Origin of the sequence: Pseudomonas sp. PDM19, from assembly GCF_014852215.1 — a bacterium.
Lineage (GTDB): Bacteria > Pseudomonadota > Gammaproteobacteria > Pseudomonadales > Pseudomonadaceae > Pseudomonas.
The window spans coordinates 1,241,134-1,258,795 of sequence record NZ_JACVBG010000001.1; the positions used below are offsets into that span (position 1 = coordinate 1,241,134).

17 protein-coding genes and 1 pseudogene are annotated in these 17,662 nt (G+C 64.0%); 10 read left to right on the forward strand and 8 right to left on the reverse strand.

The window, feature by feature from the left end:
- Window positions 1-155 precede the first annotated feature (155 nt).
- The 6 genes from IB273_RS05360 to IB273_RS05380 all read left to right on the forward strand — a co-directional run bounded on the left by IB273_RS05360 (window position 156) and on the right by IB273_RS05380 (window position 4,337).
- Window positions 156-1,925 (forward strand): thiamine pyrophosphate-requiring protein, encoded by a 1,770-nt coding sequence (locus tag IB273_RS05360; RefSeq protein ID WP_192223451.1) that lies wholly within the window; start codon window positions 156-158, stop codon window positions 1,923-1,925.
- A gap of 53 nt (window positions 1,926-1,978) precedes the next feature.
- Window positions 1,979-2,272 (forward strand): hypothetical protein, encoded by a 294-nt coding sequence (locus IB273_RS05365; protein WP_081519931.1) that lies wholly within the window; start codon window positions 1,979-1,981, stop codon window positions 2,270-2,272.
- Between the two features lie 168 nt (window positions 2,273-2,440).
- Window positions 2,441-2,575 carry a hypothetical protein gene (locus IB273_RS31570; protein WP_263866292.1) on the forward strand — a complete coding sequence of 45 codons (135 nt, stop codon included), beginning with the start codon at window positions 2,441-2,443 and terminating at the stop codon, window positions 2,573-2,575.
- Window positions 2,550-3,020: a low affinity iron permease family protein gene (locus IB273_RS05370; RefSeq protein WP_225610078.1), complete on the forward strand. Its 471-nt coding sequence runs from the start codon at window positions 2,550-2,552 to the stop codon at window positions 3,018-3,020. The genes IB273_RS31570 and IB273_RS05370 overlap by 26 nt, the downstream gene beginning before the upstream one ends.
- 272 nt (window positions 3,021-3,292) lie before the next feature.
- Entirely contained in the window at window positions 3,293-3,706 is a 414-nt protein-coding gene (locus tag IB273_RS05375) for a CBS domain-containing protein (RefSeq protein WP_081520032.1), read from the forward strand.
- Between the two features lie 70 nt (window positions 3,707-3,776).
- Window positions 3,777-4,337, forward strand: a complete 561-nt coding sequence (locus IB273_RS05380) for a type 1 glutamine amidotransferase domain-containing protein (protein WP_192223452.1) — start codon at window positions 3,777-3,779, stop codon at window positions 4,335-4,337.
- Window positions 4,338-4,383: 46 nt separating this feature from the next.
- On the opposite strand, the gene IB273_RS05385 is transcribed toward IB273_RS05380, so the two are convergent.
- A complete protein-coding gene (locus tag IB273_RS05385) occupies window positions 4,384-4,701 on the reverse strand; it encodes a YgaP-like transmembrane domain (RefSeq protein ID WP_192223453.1) in 318 nt (105 codons plus the stop codon).
- 181 nt (window positions 4,702-4,882) lie between these two features.
- Here IB273_RS05385 and IB273_RS05390 point away from each other — a divergent pair, with 181 nt between their 5' ends.
- Complete coding sequence (locus IB273_RS05390) at window positions 4,883-5,113, forward strand: hypothetical protein (protein WP_192223454.1); 231 nt, start codon at window positions 4,883-4,885, stop codon at window positions 5,111-5,113.
- Between the two features lie 54 nt (window positions 5,114-5,167).
- Here IB273_RS05390 and IB273_RS05395 read toward each other — a convergent pair whose 3' ends face one another.
- Window positions 5,168-5,422 (reverse strand): hypothetical protein, encoded by a 255-nt coding sequence (locus tag IB273_RS05395; RefSeq protein ID WP_192223455.1) that lies wholly within the window; start codon window positions 5,420-5,422, stop codon window positions 5,168-5,170.
- A gap of 160 nt (window positions 5,423-5,582) precedes the next feature.
- On the opposite strand from IB273_RS05395, the gene IB273_RS05400 reads away from it, so the two are divergent.
- Window positions 5,583-6,653, forward strand: a complete 1,071-nt coding sequence (locus IB273_RS05400; protein WP_192223456.1) for a DUF748 domain-containing protein — start codon at window positions 5,583-5,585, stop codon at window positions 6,651-6,653.
- 2 nt (window positions 6,654-6,655) lie between these two features.
- On the opposite strand, the gene IB273_RS05405 is transcribed toward IB273_RS05400, so the two are convergent.
- Entirely contained in the window at window positions 6,656-7,768 is a 1,113-nt protein-coding gene (locus IB273_RS05405) for a mechanosensitive ion channel family protein (RefSeq protein ID WP_192223457.1), read from the reverse strand.
- A gap of 241 nt (window positions 7,769-8,009) precedes the next feature.
- Window positions 8,010-8,912, reverse strand: coding sequence for a hypothetical protein (locus tag IB273_RS05410; RefSeq protein WP_081519939.1), 903 nt, complete (start codon window positions 8,910-8,912; stop codon window positions 8,010-8,012).
- Between the two features lie 402 nt (window positions 8,913-9,314).
- Between IB273_RS05410 and IB273_RS05415 the strand changes: the two genes are divergently transcribed.
- A complete protein-coding gene (locus IB273_RS05415; RefSeq protein WP_192223458.1) occupies window positions 9,315-13,454 on the forward strand; it encodes a CheR family methyltransferase in 4,140 nt (1,379 codons plus the stop codon).
- 421 nt (window positions 13,455-13,875) lie between these two features.
- On the opposite strand, the pseudogene IB273_RS31350 reads toward IB273_RS05415, so the two are convergent.
- The 4 genes and pseudogenes from IB273_RS31350 to IB273_RS05430 form a co-directional block, all read right to left on the reverse strand.
- A pseudogene (locus IB273_RS31350) lies at window positions 13,876-13,992 on the reverse strand (AraC family transcriptional regulator); the annotation flags it as partial.
- A gap of 61 nt (window positions 13,993-14,053) precedes the next feature.
- Window positions 14,054-15,655, reverse strand: coding sequence for a mechanosensitive ion channel family protein (locus IB273_RS05420; RefSeq protein ID WP_225610123.1), 1,602 nt, complete (start codon window positions 15,653-15,655; stop codon window positions 14,054-14,056).
- A gap of 256 nt (window positions 15,656-15,911) precedes the next feature.
- On the reverse strand, window positions 15,912-16,553 hold the full coding sequence (locus tag IB273_RS05425) for a DUF1109 domain-containing protein (RefSeq protein WP_151187149.1): 642 nt from the start codon (window positions 16,551-16,553) through the stop codon (window positions 15,912-15,914).
- Window positions 16,540-17,130, reverse strand: coding sequence for a sigma-70 family RNA polymerase sigma factor (locus tag IB273_RS05430; protein ID WP_151187150.1), 591 nt, complete (start codon window positions 17,128-17,130; stop codon window positions 16,540-16,542). Before IB273_RS05430 ends, IB273_RS05425 begins: the two co-directional genes overlap by 14 nt.
- Window positions 17,131-17,359: 229 nt before the next feature.
- Here IB273_RS05430 and IB273_RS05435 point away from each other — a divergent pair, with 229 nt between their 5' ends.
- Window positions 17,360-17,647 (forward strand): DUF2282 domain-containing protein, encoded by a 288-nt coding sequence (locus tag IB273_RS05435; protein ID WP_081519997.1) that lies wholly within the window; start codon window positions 17,360-17,362, stop codon window positions 17,645-17,647.
- Window positions 17,648-17,662 lie beyond the last annotated feature (15 nt).

The window sequence follows — 17,662 nt, forward strand, 5'->3', positions numbered from 1 at the left end:
CCGTTCGTAGGGAAGGCGACCACGCTGGAAAGACACCTCGTAAAGCCTCGCCGCTGACGATTTGTTCTGAACCCGTCCCGACAGGGCCGGTCGGTCGAGAAAGGGGCGCAATGCCTGCGCTGCGCAATTCCCTCGCCAATCCAACGGAGGAAAGCATGTCCCAGACGGTCGCCGATCAATTGCTCGAACGCCTCACCCGGTGGGGCGTACAACGCGTCTTCGGCTATCCCGGCGACGGCATCAACGGAATCATGGGAGCCTTCGGCCGGCACGCCGAAGACTTCGACTACATTCGCGTGCGCCACGAGGAAATGGCTGCCTTCATGGCCGGCGCCCACGCCAAGTTCACCGATGAAGTGGGCGTCTGCCTGGCGACCTCCGGGCCGGGCGCCATCCACCTGCTGAACGGCCTTTACGATGCGCGCATGGACCACCAGCCGGTGTTGGCCATCGTCGGCCAGCAGGCGGTGACTTCCCTGGGCAGTGACTACCAGCAGGAAGTGGACCTGCATACGCTGTTCCGCGACGTGAGCAATTATGTGGAGACCGTGGCCAGCCCGAGCCAGTTGCTCCACGTGATCGACCGGGCATTGCGGGTCGCCTGCAGCGAGCGCCAGGTCGCCACGGTGATCATCCCCAACGACGTGCAGCAGATGCCGGCGGTAAAGCCACCACACAAGCATGGCCATGTCTATTCGGGGGTCGGCTTCATCGCACCGCGGCCCTATGCTCGCGAGGAAGAGCTGGTGGCCGCCGCGGAAATCCTCAATGCCGGGCGCAAGGTCGCCATCCTGGTCGGTGCCGGTGCGCTGGGGGCTCACCAGGAAGTCGAAGCGGTGGCCGAGGCGCTTTCCGCGGGTGTTGCCAAGGCGCTGTTGGGCAAGATGGTGATCGCCGACGACCTGCCTTACGTGACAGGCTCCATCGGCCTGCTCGGCACCCGCGCCAGCGCCGAGCTGATGGAGCGCTGCGACACGCTGTTGATGATCGGCACCACCTTTCCCTACAGCGAATTCCTGCCCAGGCCGGGGCAGGCAAGGGCGGTGCAGATCGACCTGCAGGCACGCAACGTCAGCATGCGTTACCCCATCGACCAGGTATTGCTGGGCGACGCCGGGGAAACCCTGCAGCGCCTGTTGCCGCTGCTCAAGCCCAAGCGCCACGGTACCTGGCGCATCCGTATCGAGAAGGCGGTGGAGAACAGCTGGAAGGAGCTGCGCGAGCAGGCGATGAAGCCCGCCGAACCGATCAACCCGCAGCGGGTGTTCTGGGAGCTTTCGCCGCAATTGCCGGACGATGTGATCCTGGCGGGCGACAGCGGCTCCCACACCAACTGGTATGCCCGCGACCTGCGTGCGCGCCCCGGCATGCTCGGCTCGCTCTCCGGCAAGCTGGCCAGCATGGGTAGCGGAGTGCCCTACGCCCTGGCGGCCAAGCTGGCGCACCCCGAACGCCCGGTGATCGCCATGGTCGGCGACGGCGCCATGCAGATGAACGGAAACGCCGAACTGGTCACCGTGCAGCAGTACCACAAGCGCTGGAAGGACAACCCGACCTTCATCGTGCTGGTGCTCAACAACGGCGACCTCAACCAGGTCACCTGGGAACAGCGCGCCCTGGCCGGCGACCCGGAGTTTGCCGCTGCCCAGGAAGTCATCGACTTCCCTTATGCGCGCTATGCCGAGCTGCTGGGCTTTCGCGGCATCCGCGTGACCGACCCCGCGCATCTGGGCGCAGCCTGGCAGGAAGCCTTCGAATCCGACCGCCCGGTGCTGCTGGAGGTGCTCACCGACCCCGACGTACCGCCGCTGCCGCCGCACATCAGCTTCGAGCAGGCGCGCAACCTGCTCGGCGCCTTGCCCGGCGACCCGCGCCGCTGGGGCGTGCTGCGCCAGAGCGCGCGGCAGTTGCTGGCGCGCAAATGATCCAACCCGAACTGATCCAACCCCGAATTGATCCAACCAGAGGAGAGCGCACCATGAACAAAACCAGACTCACCCGGCCCTTTGCCGCCGTTCTGCTGGCCTGGCTGTCCATCGGACTGATTCCAGCCTACGCCGCCGAGGCGACCAACCAGGTGCCGACCAACGAAAAGCCCCACGGCCAGAGCCCCGGCCAGGCGCCTACGCCGCCGGCTTCGCAGCAGAAGCAGAAGGACGAAGGCCGCACCGACGACAACAGCCAGGTGCAGTCCCAGGAAAGCAGGGACAAGCAGAAGAGCAAGAACCACGACAACACCCAGAAGAAGGGCACGACGCCTGACGCGTATTGAGCCGGGTGTGCGTTGCAGGCGCTTGCATCCCGTGGGGCGACCTGCAGGAGCGGGCCATGCCCGTGAACTCGCCTTCAGCCGATCGCGGCTCCCGGCCATGGTTTTTCTGAACTCGTGGCGCGGGCGCCCCCTCTACCGGACAGGTACCCCTATTGCGGAGAGCACGCCATGACCGTCCCTCGGACTGCTTCCGCCGGCAAACCCGGCGGTCGGAAGCACAAGGTCCTGGAGAAGCCGACGCCGCCGCGCGAAGTCACCATCACCGTCCCTGAGCGCAATGTCCATGTCGAACGCGGCGAATGATTCCCCCGACGAGAAAAAGGCCGGCGCCAGCTTCTCGCGCTTCGCCCAGGCCCTGTCGCAATGGGCCGGTCGCCCGCTGACCTTCGCCCTGGCCTGCGTGCTGCTGGTGGGGTGGGCGCTCAGCGGGCCGTTCTTCCATTTCAACGACACCTGGCAACTGGTGATCAACACCTCGACCACCATCATCACCTTCCTCATGGTGTTCCTCATCCAGAGCACCCAGAACCGCGACACCGACGCGCTGCACATCAAGATCGACGAACTCCTGCGCACCACCCATCACGCCCACCGCGTGCTCATGGGGCTGGACGACATGGGCAGCGAAGAACTGCAGAAGCTGCGCAAGACCTACGAGGAAATGGGCGAGGAGAACAACGCCACGGAAGGTTCGCCACAGAAAGTGGCCAACCAGGAAGAACAGCAGGAGCGCAATCCGGGGGATTGAGATCCAGTCATGCCTCGCGGCGATGGTGTTCCACGGCGCCACGCGGACTCAGCGCGAGTCCTAAGAGCTGCAGCCGGGGCTGATCCACGAGGTCGACGGCGCGCAGATTGGCGCCGAAGACTGCCAATGAAACAAGCACTCCTGAATGACCGGTGCGACGGAAACATCGAACGATCGCGGCGACTGTCTTTCCACCGAACGACAGCCACGACACAGGAGGACATGTCATGAGAGACCAAGCCCGAAGTGACCGCTCGACCGAACGCAGCTCCATGGCCGTACGCGAGATCATGAGCCGCGAGGTGCGCACCATTTCCCCGGACACCACGCTGCAGGAGGCTGCACTGCTGATGCGGCAGGTGGACGTCGGCGCCTTGCTGGTCAACGACAACGACCACCTTAGCGGCATCCTCACCGACCGTGACCTGGTTGTGCGCGGCCTGGCCGACGGGCTGAACCTGAGCACGCCGGTGAGCGAAGTGATGAGCGAGGACGTCTGCTACTGCTTCGATGACGAATCCGTCGACCATGTGGCGAAGAACATGGCGCAGATCGAGAAGCGCCGCCTGGCCGTGGTCAACCGCGAGAAGCGTCTGGTGGGCATCGTCTCCCTGGCCAACGTCGCCAGCTGCAATGCCGACAAGCTCAGTGCCAATCTCCTGCGCTCGGTGGCGCGGGCGCATTGATCCGTCACAACCGCAAACCATCCGCGAGCAGGGCGCCCCAGCGGCGTCCTGCTCCAGAGGAGGTCTATCCATGACTGATAATCTGCAAGGCAGGAACGTCCTGATCATCACCGCCAATGCCGGCATCGAACGCGATGAACTGCTCGAGCCGATGCGTGCCTTGAAAGCGCAGGGCGCCACCGTCATCCATGCCAGCGTGAAGGGCGGTTCGGCGCAGACCTGGGTGCACGACAGCGAGAAGGACATCCAGGTGAACTCCGACGCCAGGATCAAGGGCCTCAAGGCCGGTGACTACGACCTGCTGGTGATCCCCGGCGGCACGGTGAATGCCGACACCCTGCGCCAGGACGCGGACGCGCAGCGACTGGTCAAGGCATTCAGCGAGGCAGGCAAACCCATCGCTGCCATCTGCCACGGCCCCTGGCTGCTGATCGACGCCGGTGTGGTCTCCGAGAAATCACTGACTTCCTATGCCAGTGTCCGCACCGACCTGGTGAACGCCGGCGCCGACTGGTGCGACGCCCAGGTGGAGGTTTGCCCGGCCAAGGGCTGGACGCTGATCACGTCGCGCACCCCTGGTGACTTGAAGGCGTTCAACGAGGCACTGAGCGAAGCGCTCAAGGCTGCGTGACCGAACAGGAGAACTGCATGACTGACGGCCGGGGTGCCGCACAGGATCAGGGCGAGATCGGATCGCTCGCCGGGAAGGTTTCTTCCAGGGCATGGTCGATGCGCGCTTCCGACACCGTCGAATCCGCCACGCCAGGGGAGGACACCGCAGCGGCCCGTTCGGAGCGCAACGGTTCCAGGACCGGCTTGTTCAACGCCGCCTTCACCTGGCAGTGCCCGCTCAGGCCGCGCTTGGCCGCCAGCACTCCAGCGCCCACGCGCAACCAGCCGGCCAGCCCGCCACGTCGCACGCCCAGACCGATTGCTGCAATGCCTGCGGCGATGGAGGCCGCCCGTTCCCATCCGCTCAGATTCTGTTTGCTCATGTCGCTCTCCCGCTGCTGAATGCCAAGGCGCCAGGGCCTCCGGTATTCCGTAGGCAGGTGCTGGCGGCGTTTGGTTCGAGTTGACTCGCAGGCGGTCGGTCCGTCTGTCGCACCGGGGCAACTCCAGCGGGCCGGGCGACTCACTTGCACAGGCGCAATGCAGCGAACCGAGGAGGTACCTATGACTGAATGGGTGATCAGCTACCAGAAGGACAACAACACCAGCACGCTGGACATGAACCACGACGGGCGTCCGAGCATCGAGCAGGCGACGGCGTTCCTCCTGGGCTGGGTGCGGCAGAACCTGCCCACCGGTGAGTACGGAGCGGCAAGAGACCAGCACGGCGATGCCTCCAGTACCGAGCTGCTGCGCCGGTACGGCATCACCCTCAGTGGCATTGCCGAGAAATGAGGCCATTGCCGCGTAGCTCGCGGTCGGTCTGTTCCTGATCTGACGCGGCGCGCCTCAGGCAGACACCGGTATTACGCGGAAGAGGGCGCGGCCATCCAGCCACTGGGCCTGGCCGCTGGCGTCTATCTCGCCGATGCATTCGCCAAGGTCCTGGCCATCCAGTTCGATGAACAGATGGTTGGCGTAGACGCGGAAGCGATCCGGGCTGCTCAGCAACTCGACGCGGCCGTTGCGCAGCACGCCGATACGCTTGCCGACCCCGCCGGGGGTGAACAGCTCGTAGGTGCCTTTGCTGAAAATCGGCGGCACGCAACCTCCGGGTCAAAGCCTGAAAACCCGAATAAACCACAGAATGATGGCATTTGAATATCATTCGCCGCCGCGCCGTTGTCGCAGCCGGGCGGCAGCAATTCCCTGAACTCGCTCGCCACCAGGCCAGTCCACTGCCAGAGAACCTTTGGAGACAGGGATGAAAAGGCGCTACAGCGTGCCCATGGCGAGCGTCCTGGCGATCCTGCTGTTGCTGCTGGTCGCGCATATCGCGTTGCCCTATGTGATCCGCGACTACCTCAACGGCCAACTGGAGCGCATGGGCGATTATCACGGCCAGATCACCGATGTGGACCTCGCGCTGTGGCGTGGCGCCTACCGCATCAACGGGCTGAAGATCGTCAAGGTCAGCGGCAAGGTGCCGGTGCCGCTGCTGGACGCGCCAGTGATAGACCTTGCCGTGAGCTGGCATGCGCTGTGGTACGAGCACGGGATCGTGGCGCGGGTGATCTTCCTGCGGCCGGAGCTGAATTTCGTCGATGGCGGCAGCAGCCAGGAATCCCAGAGCGGCGCCGGCACCAACTGGCATGCGCAGCTGGAGAAGCTGTTGCCGATCACTCTGGACGAGCTGCGCATCGAGGATGGGCGCATTCGCTTCCACAACTACCAGTCCAATCCACCGGTGCACCTGCCTGCCAGCGCGGTTAACGCAAGCCTGTACAACCTCACCAACGTGGCGGACGAGAAGGGCGAGCGGGTCGCCCGTTTCGAGGGGCGTGCGCGCCTGTTCGACCAGGCGCCGGTGGAGGTCGAGGCGTCATTCGACCCGTTCACCGACTTCGAGGACTTCCAGTTGCGCTTGCGCGCCAGCGAGGTGGAGCTGCGCCGGGTCAACGACTTCGCCTCCGCCTACGGCAAGTTCGACTTCAATCGTGGCCACGGCACCCTGGTGATCGAAGCGAAAGCGGACAACGGCCGCCTCAGCGGCTACATCAAACCGCTGCTGCGCGATGTCGACGTGTTCAACTGGCAACAGGATGTGGAGGAGAAGGACAAGGGCCTGTTCCGTTCGATCTGGGAAGCCCTGGTCGGTGGTGGCGAGACGGTGTTGAAGAACCAGCGCAAGGACCAGTTCGCTACCCGTGTGGATCTGAACGGCAATATCCATCGCCAGGACATCAGTGCCTTCCAGGCTTTCCTCGGTATCCTGCGCAACGCCTTCATCCAGGCCTTCAACGCCCGTTACGAGCGCTCGGCTCCCACTGACTGACGCTAGTGGCTGGTGCCGCGCGGCGATCCTTCCTGGCGCTGTGCATCGAATACTCCGCGATCCCGCTCGCGCAAGTCGCGAACAGACGAGACATTGCGTAGCTCGCGCACCGGGAAGGCGAACTCGACGCCCAGCTCCTGCATGCCGGCCAGCAAGCTCAGATTGATCCGCTGCTGCACGTCCATGTAACGGTTGTAGTCAGCCGTCTGCATGATGTAGACGACTTCGTAGAGCAAGCGGCTCTCGGAGAAGGAGAGGAAATGCGCGCGATCGAATTTCGCCTCGTCGATCTCGTCGATGATCTCCCGGACCAGGTCGGCAACCGCCTTGGCCTGCTCAGCCGAGGTCCGGTAGCTTATTCCGAACTGGAAAACGATGCGGCGGGTGTTCATGCGCTTGTAGTTGTGCAGCGTCTGCTTGAGCAGTTCGGCATTCGAGCAGACGATCTGCTCGCCGCTCAGGCTGCGGATGCGCGTGGTCTTCAGGCCGATGTGCTCGATGGTTCCGGCCACGTCACCGAACACCACGAAATCGCCGATCTCGAAGGGCTTGTCGAAGCCAATCGACAGCGAGGCGAAGATGTCGCTGAGGATGGTCTGCACCGCCAGTGCCACGGCGATGCCGCCGACACCGAGGCTGGCGATCAGCGCGGTGATGTCCACGCCCAGGTTGGCCAGGATCGACAGCAGCATCACGGCCCAGACCACCACCAGCACCACCACCGAGACAATCGTTGCCATTACCGGATTCTGGATGCCGCCGAAGCGCGAGCGGGACAGGTTGTGCGTCCACAGGCGCACGCAGACATCCAGCCACCAGGCGACCTGCAGCGCGAGCACGACGAACCAGGCGTGCGACAGGGCGGTGCTCCAGTTGTCGGGCAGGGTGGTGAGCTTGAGCGCGAGCATCAAGGCGAAGATGAAGACCAGCACGTTGCTGGTGCGCCCGGCGATTGCCGCGGCGTAACGCGCCCATTGGCTGGTACGCCCCTCCAGGCGCTTGCGCGCCAGACTGATCAGAAAGCGCAGGATGAGGAATCCCGCGGCGGCGGCCACCACTACCAACAGCAAGCGGCCGAGCTGGCTCAGGTCCAGCCAGGCATACAGCGACTCCATGGTTGCTCCTTATCGCGAATGACAGGAGTAGGTTTGGGGCCGGGTAGGGGGCAGAAGTTCAGCCGCAATGCACGAGCGGTGGTGCGGGAGTCTGTCACGCAGAAGTGCTGCGGGAGGGTAGGGGTTACCCTCCCGCATCCCCGTAACGGGAGGTCAATGCCAGAACAGCGCGATCAGGATGATGATCGGGATCGGCACGCCGAGGAAGTAAAGGAGGATCGAGCGCATGGTGAGTCTCCTGTCAGCGAATGGAGTGGGCGGGGGAAGTGGAGTGCAGGTGGTGAGCCACCAGCAGCTCTGCGTCACGGCGGCGACCACCGTGGATGGCCATGAAGCTGGCGAAGAACGCACCGCACAGCAGCGCCGCGAACATCCACAGCGCCGAACCGGCAGCGACCTTGCGGGCCGTGTCGGCGGCCTGCAATGCCTGTTGCTTGGCCTGTTGCGCCTGGGCGAACACGGCATCGATGCGCTGCTCGGCCTCGGCCTGGCTGATCTCGGTGCGCTGGGCGATCACTCGGGCGAGGTAGGTGCGGTCGTCTGCGCTCAATTGCCCTTCGGCCAGACCGCGCACGAAAATACGGGAGGCGACTGCATGGGCGGCGTCATCGCTGACGGCGACCGGCCGGTTGTCGCGGAACAGGGTGTCGATGAAGTAGGCGGCGTCGTTGTCGTCCTTGCCGGAGGAAGCGCTGGTGGCACTCGCCGCCGCGCCGGCGGCCACCGTGGCGCCCGCCTGCAGGCCACCACCCACCAGGCTGCTGACCGAGCCGATCACCAGGGTGGCGGTGACCAGCGTCGCGATGGCCCAGGCGAGGAAGCCATGGGCGGTATCGCGGAAATAGACTTCATCGCCGTGCAGGCTGGCCCATTTCACCCGCAGGCGTCCGGCCAGGTATCCGCCCAGGCCGGAAGCGAGCACCTGGGTGATCGCCAGCCAGATGAACGTGGAGATGCTCATCTGCTTGAAGCTGCCGCCATCGCCAGGCCACGGCGACACTGCGGAGAACCCGAGGCCGAAGCCCAGGACAATGAGGATCAGCGACAGTGCCGCGGCGGCGGCCGCGCCGGCGAAGATCGCCGGCCAGGCGACGCCGGAGTGATCGAGAGTGCTAGTGAGGGAGGTATCGGCGCTGGCAATCATGGGCGGTGCTCCTTTGGCTGGGCCTGAACCTGCCTTTGCACCGCGCATGCCAGCTGTTTCAAAATATTAAAATCAATACTTTCAAAGAGTTGTGATTGAAGGTGCGCATGCAAGGGATGCAGAACGCATGGCCCCCCGGCTCGGCGGCGGCAGAATGCACGATCCACCTCCTGCGAGCGCAGGAATTACGAACCCGATTGCCCGACCCGTGGTCTTCTGCTGGTGCAAGCAGCAATGCACGAAGCCCGACGGTACGCCCGTTCCAGGTGGCGCAGACGTCGATAGCCGCTTTCGAATTTGGCGCGCCGAATCTCGGTTTCGATGCTCAACGCTGCTACTCTTCGGCCTGCCGGCGATCCGGCCGCCTGACTCGCAGGAACACGATCCAAGGAACCCTGAGCCATGAGTGAAGAGATCCCCGCCGTCGAAGGCCTCAAGCTGAAGGTGCAGCCCAGCCACCTCAACTTCCCGGTGATTGGTATCGGCGCGTCGGCGGGTGGTCTGGGTGCGTTGCTGCGGCTGTTCGAAAACATGCCCAACGACAACGGCATGGCCTTCGTGGTGGTGATGCACCTCTCGCCCAATCATGAGAGCAGCGCACACCAGATCCTGCAGAAAGTCACCAAGATGAAGGTGCAGCAGGTCAGTGAGCCGACGCCCATCGAGCGCAACTGTGTCTACCTGATTTCCCCGGCCATGCAGCTGACCATGAACGATGGCTACCTGCGCGTGACCGAGCTCAACCCCGGCCAGCCGCGCCACATCGCCATCGATATCTTCATGCGCACGCTGGCGGACGCCCACGCCGAGCACGCGGTGAGCATTGTCCTGAGCGGCAACGGCAGCGACGGTTCGGCCGGGCTGTCGCGGGTGAAAGAGCAGGGCGGGGTGACCATCGCCCAGTCACCGGACGACGCCGAGTACGACGAGATGCCGCGCAGTGCCATTGCCACCGGCCAGGTGGACTTCGTCCTGCCGGTGGGCGACATGCCGCAGAAACTCATCGACCTGTGGCAGAGCATGCGCAACATGCAACTGCCCGCAGACGCCGACGTCGCCACGCCGTTCCGCTCCATCGAGGACCCGGAGCAGTCGCGCGCCGCCGAAACCGCTCTGAAGGACATCCTGAGTCTGCTGCGCACCCGCACCGGCCATGACTTCAAGCACTACAAGCGCGCCACGGTGCTGCGGCGCATCGAACGGCGCATGCAGGTCAATCGCCTGGGGGACCTGCCGGCCTACCGCGCCTTCCTTCAGGGCGCGCCGGAAGAAACCCGGCACCTGCTGGCCGACATGCTGATCGGGGTCACCAACTTCTTCCGTGATCGCGAGGCTTTCGAAGCGCTGGAGCGCGACATCATCCCGGGCCTGTTCGACATGCCGGAAACCAGCGATGCCCCGGTGCGTGTCTGGAGCGCCGGGTGCTCCTCCGGTGAAGAGGCGTACTCGCTGGCCATCCTGCTCGCCGAGCATGTGGATTACCGGGAGATCGACCGGCAGTTCCAGGTGTTCGCCACCGACATCGACGAGCACGCCATCGCCATCGGCCGTAGCGGGGTCTACCCTGAAGCGATCCTTCCCGACATCACGCCCCAGCGCCTGCGCCAGTACGTGACCAAGGAGCAGACGCGCTACCGGGTGAAAAAGGAAATCCGCGAGCGCGTGCTGTTCGCCATGCACAACCTGCTGCGCGACCCGCCGTTTTCCAAGCTGCACTTGATCAGTTGCCGCAACCTGCTGATCTACCTCGACCGCGAAGTGCAGGCGGACATCCTGCAGATGTTCCACTTCGCCCTGGCGCCGGGCGGCTACCTGTTCCTGGGCAGTTCCGAATCGGCTGACGTCTGTCAGGAGCTCTTCACCCCGGTGGACAAGAAGAACCGCATCTACCGCGCCAAGGCCGGCGCGGTCATGGGCCGGCCGACCTCGCCACTGCCGGTGATGCCCCTTGCCGATACGCCGCAGGCGAGCAACGAGCGACCGGCCGAGCGTCGCCGTGTGTCCTTTGCCGACCTGCACCAGCGCGTGCTGGAGCAGTACGCGCCGCCCAGCGTGGTGGTCAACCACGAGTCGAGCATCGTGCACATGTCCGACCAGGCAGGGCGCTACCTGCGCTACGTCGGCGGCGAGCCGTCGCACAATCTGCTGTCTCTGGTCCATCCGTCGCTGCGCCTGGAGCTGCGCACCGCGCTGTTCCAGGCGTTCCAGACCGGGAAGAGTGTCGAGGCGCGGCGCGTCAAGCATGAGCGCGATGGCACCACGTCCTACATCAACATGGTCATCCGGCCATTCCGCGACATGGACTCGGACTTCGCCCTGGTTATCTTCGATGAAGTCGAAGAGACCATGAGTGGCGACGCCAACGGCCATCAGCAGAACGTCAAGGACAGCGTGCTCTCGCAGCTGGAGAGTGAACTTCAGCGCAACAAGGAGCAGCTGCAGGCGACCATCGAGCAGGCGGAAACGTCCACGGAAGAGCTCAAGGCGTCCAACGAAGAACTGCAGGCGATCAACGAAGAGCTGCGTTCGACGACCGAGGAACTGGAGACCAGCAAGGAAGAGCTGCAGTCGATCAACGAGGAACTGATCACGGTCAACCAGGAGCTCAAGACCAAGGTCGAGGAAACCGGCAAGATCAACGACGATCTGCAGAACCTCATCGCGTCCACCGACATCGCCACCGTCTTCGTCGGCCGCGACATGCGCATCAAGTCCTACACCCCGCGCGCCACCGAGATTTTCAGCATCATCGCATCCGACACTGGACGCTCGTTGCTGGATATCACCCACCGGCTGGATTACCCGGACCTGTCCCGCGATGCGTCGAGCAGCTTCGAGTCCCTGCGAACCATCGAGCGCGAAGTTTCCAGCCAGGATGAAAGGCGCTACCTGGTGCGGATGCTGCCGTACCGGACGACCGACAACATCATCGACGGTGCGGTGCTGACATTCATCGACGTCACCGAACGACGCCTCGCTGAAGACAAGGCCCGGGAAAGCGAGGAGCGCCTGCGCCTCGCGGTGGAAAGCACTCAGGACTTCATCATTGTCACCCTGGACCGCAGCGGCAGCATCACCGGCTGGAACAAGGGCGCCGAACGCGCCTACGGCTACCGCGAGGCCGATGTGATAGGACAGAGCCTGGATATCCTGCATAGCGAGGATGACCAGCGTTCCGGCGTGCTGCGCGAAGAACTGCGGGTGGCGCGGCAGGTGGGGAGGGTGGAGACCGATCGCTGGCACCTGCGAAAGGACGGCAGCACCTTCTTCTGCAGCAGCGTGACCACTGCGCTGCCCAATGGCGGCCCACATGGCTATGCCAAGATCGGCCGTGACGTGACCAGCAAAAAGCGCGCGGAAACGGAGCAGGAACACCGCCTGCAGCAGAACCAGGCGAAGATCCGTCTGCGCGATGAGTTCTTCGCGATGATGTCCCACGAACTCAAGCATCCGCTGAATATCATCCAGCTCAATGCCGAGCTGATTGCGCGCCTGTCTGCGGTGCGCTCGCATGCGGTGGCCTCGCGCGCCATCGAAGGCATCCAGAGCTCGGTACGCAGCCAGGCACGCATCATCGATGACCTGCTGGATCTGTCGCGGGTCAATACCGGCAAACTCAAGCTCAATCTGGCGCCGGTCATCCTGCAGAGTGTGATCGAGGAAGTGGTTGGCGCCTTGTCCGCGGAAGCTCATGAGAAGGACCTGCTGATCGATCTGCAGATGCCCGCGCGTGGCAATGACCCGCTGGTGGCCGAGGCGGACCCGGTACGTGTCGAACAGATCCTCTGGAATCTGCTGAGCAATGCGGTGAAGCTCACTCCCGCCAGCGGCCATATCCAGGTCGCCCTCGAGCAGGATGAGAGCATGTTGCGCATCCAGGTGCGGGACAATGGCCAAGGTATCCCGGTGGAAGACCTGCCACGCATATTCGAACTGTTCGGCCAGGCCAGCAATGAGCAGCAACGAAGTCACACACCGGGCCTTGGTATCGGCCTGGCACTGGTGCGCGAGCTGGTTGAAGCGCAGCAAGGGCGGATCGAAGCGTCGTCTGCAGGGCGAGGGCAGGGCGCACTGTTTACGGTGTGGCTGCCGCTTTACCGTCAGTTCGACCTGCCGGTGGACACCTTGCAGGAGTCTACCGGCCCCTTTGCCGGAGCCCGTCTGCTACTGGTGGACGACTCACCGGATATCCGCCTGATCATGGAACAACTGCTTACGATCGAGGGCGCGGACGTGACGACCGCCGAGGATGGTCCGACAGCCTTGAGATGCCTGGAAGACTCGTCCTTTGATCTGATCCTCTCGGATATCGGGATGCCTGGCATGGATGGATACGAGCTGATGCGCAGAGCCCGCCAATTGCCACAGCACGCCCAGACACCGTCTGTGGCGTTGACTGGCTATGGCGCTGCCGCGGATGCGGAGGATGCCCATGCCGCCGGCTTCAACTCGCATGTCAGCAAGCCGGTGTCATTGGAAAGGCTGCAGCAGGTCGCTCGGGAACTGGGAGTCAGCGGTACAACGGGGAAAACTTCCGAGTAGCGAGCGATCTGCGTGGCATGGCCGCTTTCGATTGCAAGGCGGCCATGGGTTTCCGCCCGCAGGCCGGGACAGGATAAGAGATGCGATTTGCCTCAGCAGGTGCTGCCGCGCCATCAACGACAAAGAACAGGTGCAGCTTCTTTTCAGGAAAGACAGGCACCAGGGGCAAAACAGCCAACCGGGGACTTTGATTCTGTGACACTCGACCCTGTGCGCTGCATAGATAACTTCGCATAATGTATATTATGTTAAATTACATATCAGGTTCAGGCCGTTCTCCCCATGGCCATCGCTCCATATCCAGTTTCTTCCGATGTCCCCCATACCCTTCACAGGCGAAAAACTCGTCGCCCTTTGCGATCAGGGCCAGGCGCACCTGTCGCTGGTCGAGCTCGTCTCGACTACCCAGGAACAGGTGCTTGCGGAGTTCTTCGCTGTCCGGCAGCCAGTCTCGATAGATCGGCCAGATGCTCTCGCCGATAACGGCTACATAGCGGCCGCCGGGAATGATCAGCTCGCGGCCGCCACACAGGCTTGGGCACGCCCTGGTGGGTTTGTTCAGGTTACGTCGGCACCGGGCCGACCCTCCCCTGTTTCTTCTAGTCAGCCTCAGGGGGCTTGGCAGGCGCTGCATACCAGTTTTCGCGCGACACCACCTTCTCAATATCGGGGTCCCCAAGGTAGTGCGGCGACATGATCTGCACGCCATATTCGTTGAACACGTCCTGGATATGGGCATGCAGCATGCTCAGCAATTGCGCCCGTGGACGGGGCTCGCTGGGGATGGCCTGGGCAACCAGTCGGTATTCGGGATAGAAATCCGACAGGGCCGTCTGGAACACGTAAGGCGGCGGGACCTGCAAGATGCCATCCGTACGCCGGGCAGCCTCGATGAGCATCGCTTCCACCTGCCGCCAGGGCGTGTCGTAGCCGATGGTGACCACGGTGTCGACGACGTAACCCTGGCCCTGCACTATCCGCGAGTAGTTCTTGGTGACCGACCCGGTGATCATCGAGTTCGGCAGTGTCAGCACCTCGCCAAGGCCAGTGCGGATAGTGGTGTTGAACATACCGACCTCCGTCACGGTGCCCTCGTGGTCGCCAATGCGCACGAACTCCCCGGCACGCAGGGTCCGCGAGTAGGTCAGGATCAGGCCGGAGGCAGCCTGCCCCACCACGCTGGAAGCCCCCAGCGAGATCATCAGGCCGACGAGCACCGACAGCCCCTTGAACGCCTCGGTCCCCGAACCGGGAAGGTATGGATACGCCATGACGACGGCGAACAACCAGATGGCGAGCGAAGTCAGGCGCGTGGTGGGCTGCAGGGTCTCTTCGGTCAACCAGCGAATCGTGCCAGGCCGGGACAGGCGCTCCAGCAGCCTTTTGCTGAACCCGCTGATGCCCCGGGCGATGAAGAAGATCATCACGGCGACCGCAATGCCCGGTATCGCGCTGACGATCCCGCTGAGCAGGTAATCCAGCAGCCGGAACAGGTAGACGTCGAGGCTTTCTCCCCAGGGCCGGGTATAGGGGAATTGCGACAGCACGTAGCTGAGCCACTCGTAGCTCAGCAGAAACACGACTGCCCAACAGAACAGCCAGATCAGCCGATCCGCCAGGTAGTAGAGATACTGCATGTCGAACAGCTGCAGTTGCCCCACCCTGATCTGCCGGGCCCGCTCGCGCATCAGCTGTGGTAGCCGGCCTCGCACCTTGCGCCTGAGGAAATGCACCAGCCTCAGCAGCAACACGTACAGGACGGTGGCAACTGCAGAGTACCCCAGGGCCTTGAGCAGGAATCGAAGGTTGCGCGCCTGGCCGGTTTCCTCCACCACCACCTTGAGGTTCGCGGCAGCCCTTGCTGCGGCCTCCTGCACAGAGCCTTCCGGCGAATCGAGGTCCTGTGGCGAAACGATAAAGGCGCGCCGGCCGCCCAGCAGAACCATGTAGCTGTGAAGGATGGGGGCAGTGCTGACCTGCAGGTCGTCGGTCCCTTGCAGTACATCCTCGATAACTGCCTTGGCCCGCTGCTGTCGGCCTGCCGGCGTCTCGCCCAGCAAGGTGGCGCGGAACACGACAATGCTGCGGTTGGCGATCTTCAGCTCCACGGGGTCAGCGGCGACGCCCTCGGTTGCATCGGGGCCTGACGCAGGTTCGGCCCTGGCTGCAACCGCACAGGCCAATCCCAACACCACCAGCATCAAGCTGAGCCTTGCGCCGATCCAACGCCCCATCCCATCGCTCCTTGGAAGCAAAGCCGATCTGCTGAGAACAAACTGAATCAAGCGTAGCCAGCTTCTGGAGGTCTTGGAGGCAGAAGCGGCCCCTGCCTCGGGGAAAATTCTTTGACTCGATAGCTGCCGCTGAACGGAGGCAATGGCCGAAGGAGCTCGCAAGCTGCGAGAGAAATCCATGTCCGGCATGCACAATGCCTATCCCGGACGGGTTGCCGCGCAATTACCAGCGCAACAGCCGTGGCCCGAGCACTGCACCCAGCGCGGTCGGCAGAAGCATGCCGAGCAGGTACCAGACACCCCAGAATGGAATGCCCATCTCCGGGCAGTGCAGGCAGTACGCCAGGGTCGCCGTGGCTCCCGCCAGCAGCCCGCCGGCGGCGCCGGCAATGCGCAAGCGCGTCGGTGCGAGACCGCGCAGTGCCCAGAACACGCCGATGAAAGTCGGCACCGAAAGCAGCGCGATGTTCAGCGGACAGGTGCGCCAGGTCTTGCCGAGAATCAGGCCAGTGCGGGCGTCGGCAGGTACTCCGGCCAGCTCCATCGCTCCGCCGATCCACACCAGTAGCACGGGCAGCGCCAGCAGCACCCAGGCCGCCCCGCCGCCCACGCCTGGCCGTGCCAGGCGGCTGCTCAGCCACAGGGCAAGCGGGGCAAGGCTGCCGGGCAGCGCGACCTTGGCCCAGAACAGCGGTGTGCGCGCCACCTCGCCCAGGTCGGGGCGTACACCGAAAATTGCCGCCATCAACAGCAGTGCGCCCAGGGCACCGGCCAGCAGCGCGATGGCGAAGCGCTTGCCCAGAGCGTGACGGTCCACTGCGCCCTCGCCTGCGCTCAACAGGTCGATCAGTTCATTGGTCTTCATCGCTTCGCAACCCTCGGATGATGTTCGCCAGGGCCTTGAGCCCGCGGTGGATGCCGACCTTCACGGCGGAACTGGAAAGCCCGGTCAGGCTGGCGGTTTCCTCTACCGACAGCCCTTCCAGCTTCACATGGACAATCGGCAGGCGCTGTTTGTCGGGCAGTTGCTGCAGCAGCTTGCCGAGGTCGCGGCTGGCCTGCGCGGGTTCGCCATTCTCGATGGCGAACAGTTCTCCCTCGTCATCCGCCAGCGGATCGTGGAGCGCCTCCCGGCGCGCAAAGGCGCGGAAGTGGTCGGCCAGCTTGTAGCGCGCGATTGCCTGCACCCAGACGGTCAGCGGCTGCTCGGCACGGTAGGTGTGGCGGGCATTGTGGACCGCCAGCAGCACTTCCTGCAGCAGGTCCTCGACCTCGCCGGGGCGCTGGCTCAGGCGCCGGCCCAGGAAGGCCCGCAAGTGCGAGGCGAGTGCGCTGAGGAACTCGCGATAGGCCCTGCCGTCACCGCCCATGCCACGCAGCAACAGTGCCTGCAGCTGCGCCTCACGCGCGATCAACGCTTCCTGGCTGGTAGTTCGTTGCATCGACCGTCCTGGTTACACCGAAGGTGAATTCTTTCCCGGTCTCGCCCCAGCCTGCTGGCGTCCCGTTCGCCTGCGAAAAAACAGGCCTTGGTTCAATACGTTAGGGCCGCGCCAAAAAATTCTCAAAAAAATTTCGCGACGCTGTAACCGGACCGCCTCTCCCGGCGAACTACTCACCGAGCCGCCGGAAAGCCTTCCGCGGCCCCTCAACCGAACGGGAGACCGCACCATGAAAAACCTGACCCTTGCCACCGCCGCCCTCGCCCTTGCCGCCATCACCGGCACTGCCCTGGCCGACGACATGAACACCAAGGCCAGCGATGGCGCGGCCATGGAGAAGTGCTACGGCGTCGCCATGGCTGGCAAGAACGACTGCAAGGCCGGTGCCGGCACCACCTGCGCGGGCAGCGCCAAGAAGGACTACGACGGCATGCACTGGAAGAACGTTCCGGCCGGCACCTGCACCACGATCAAGACGCCCCACGGCATGGGCTCGCTGACGCCGAGCAAGGCCTGAGCCAAGGCCGCCGAC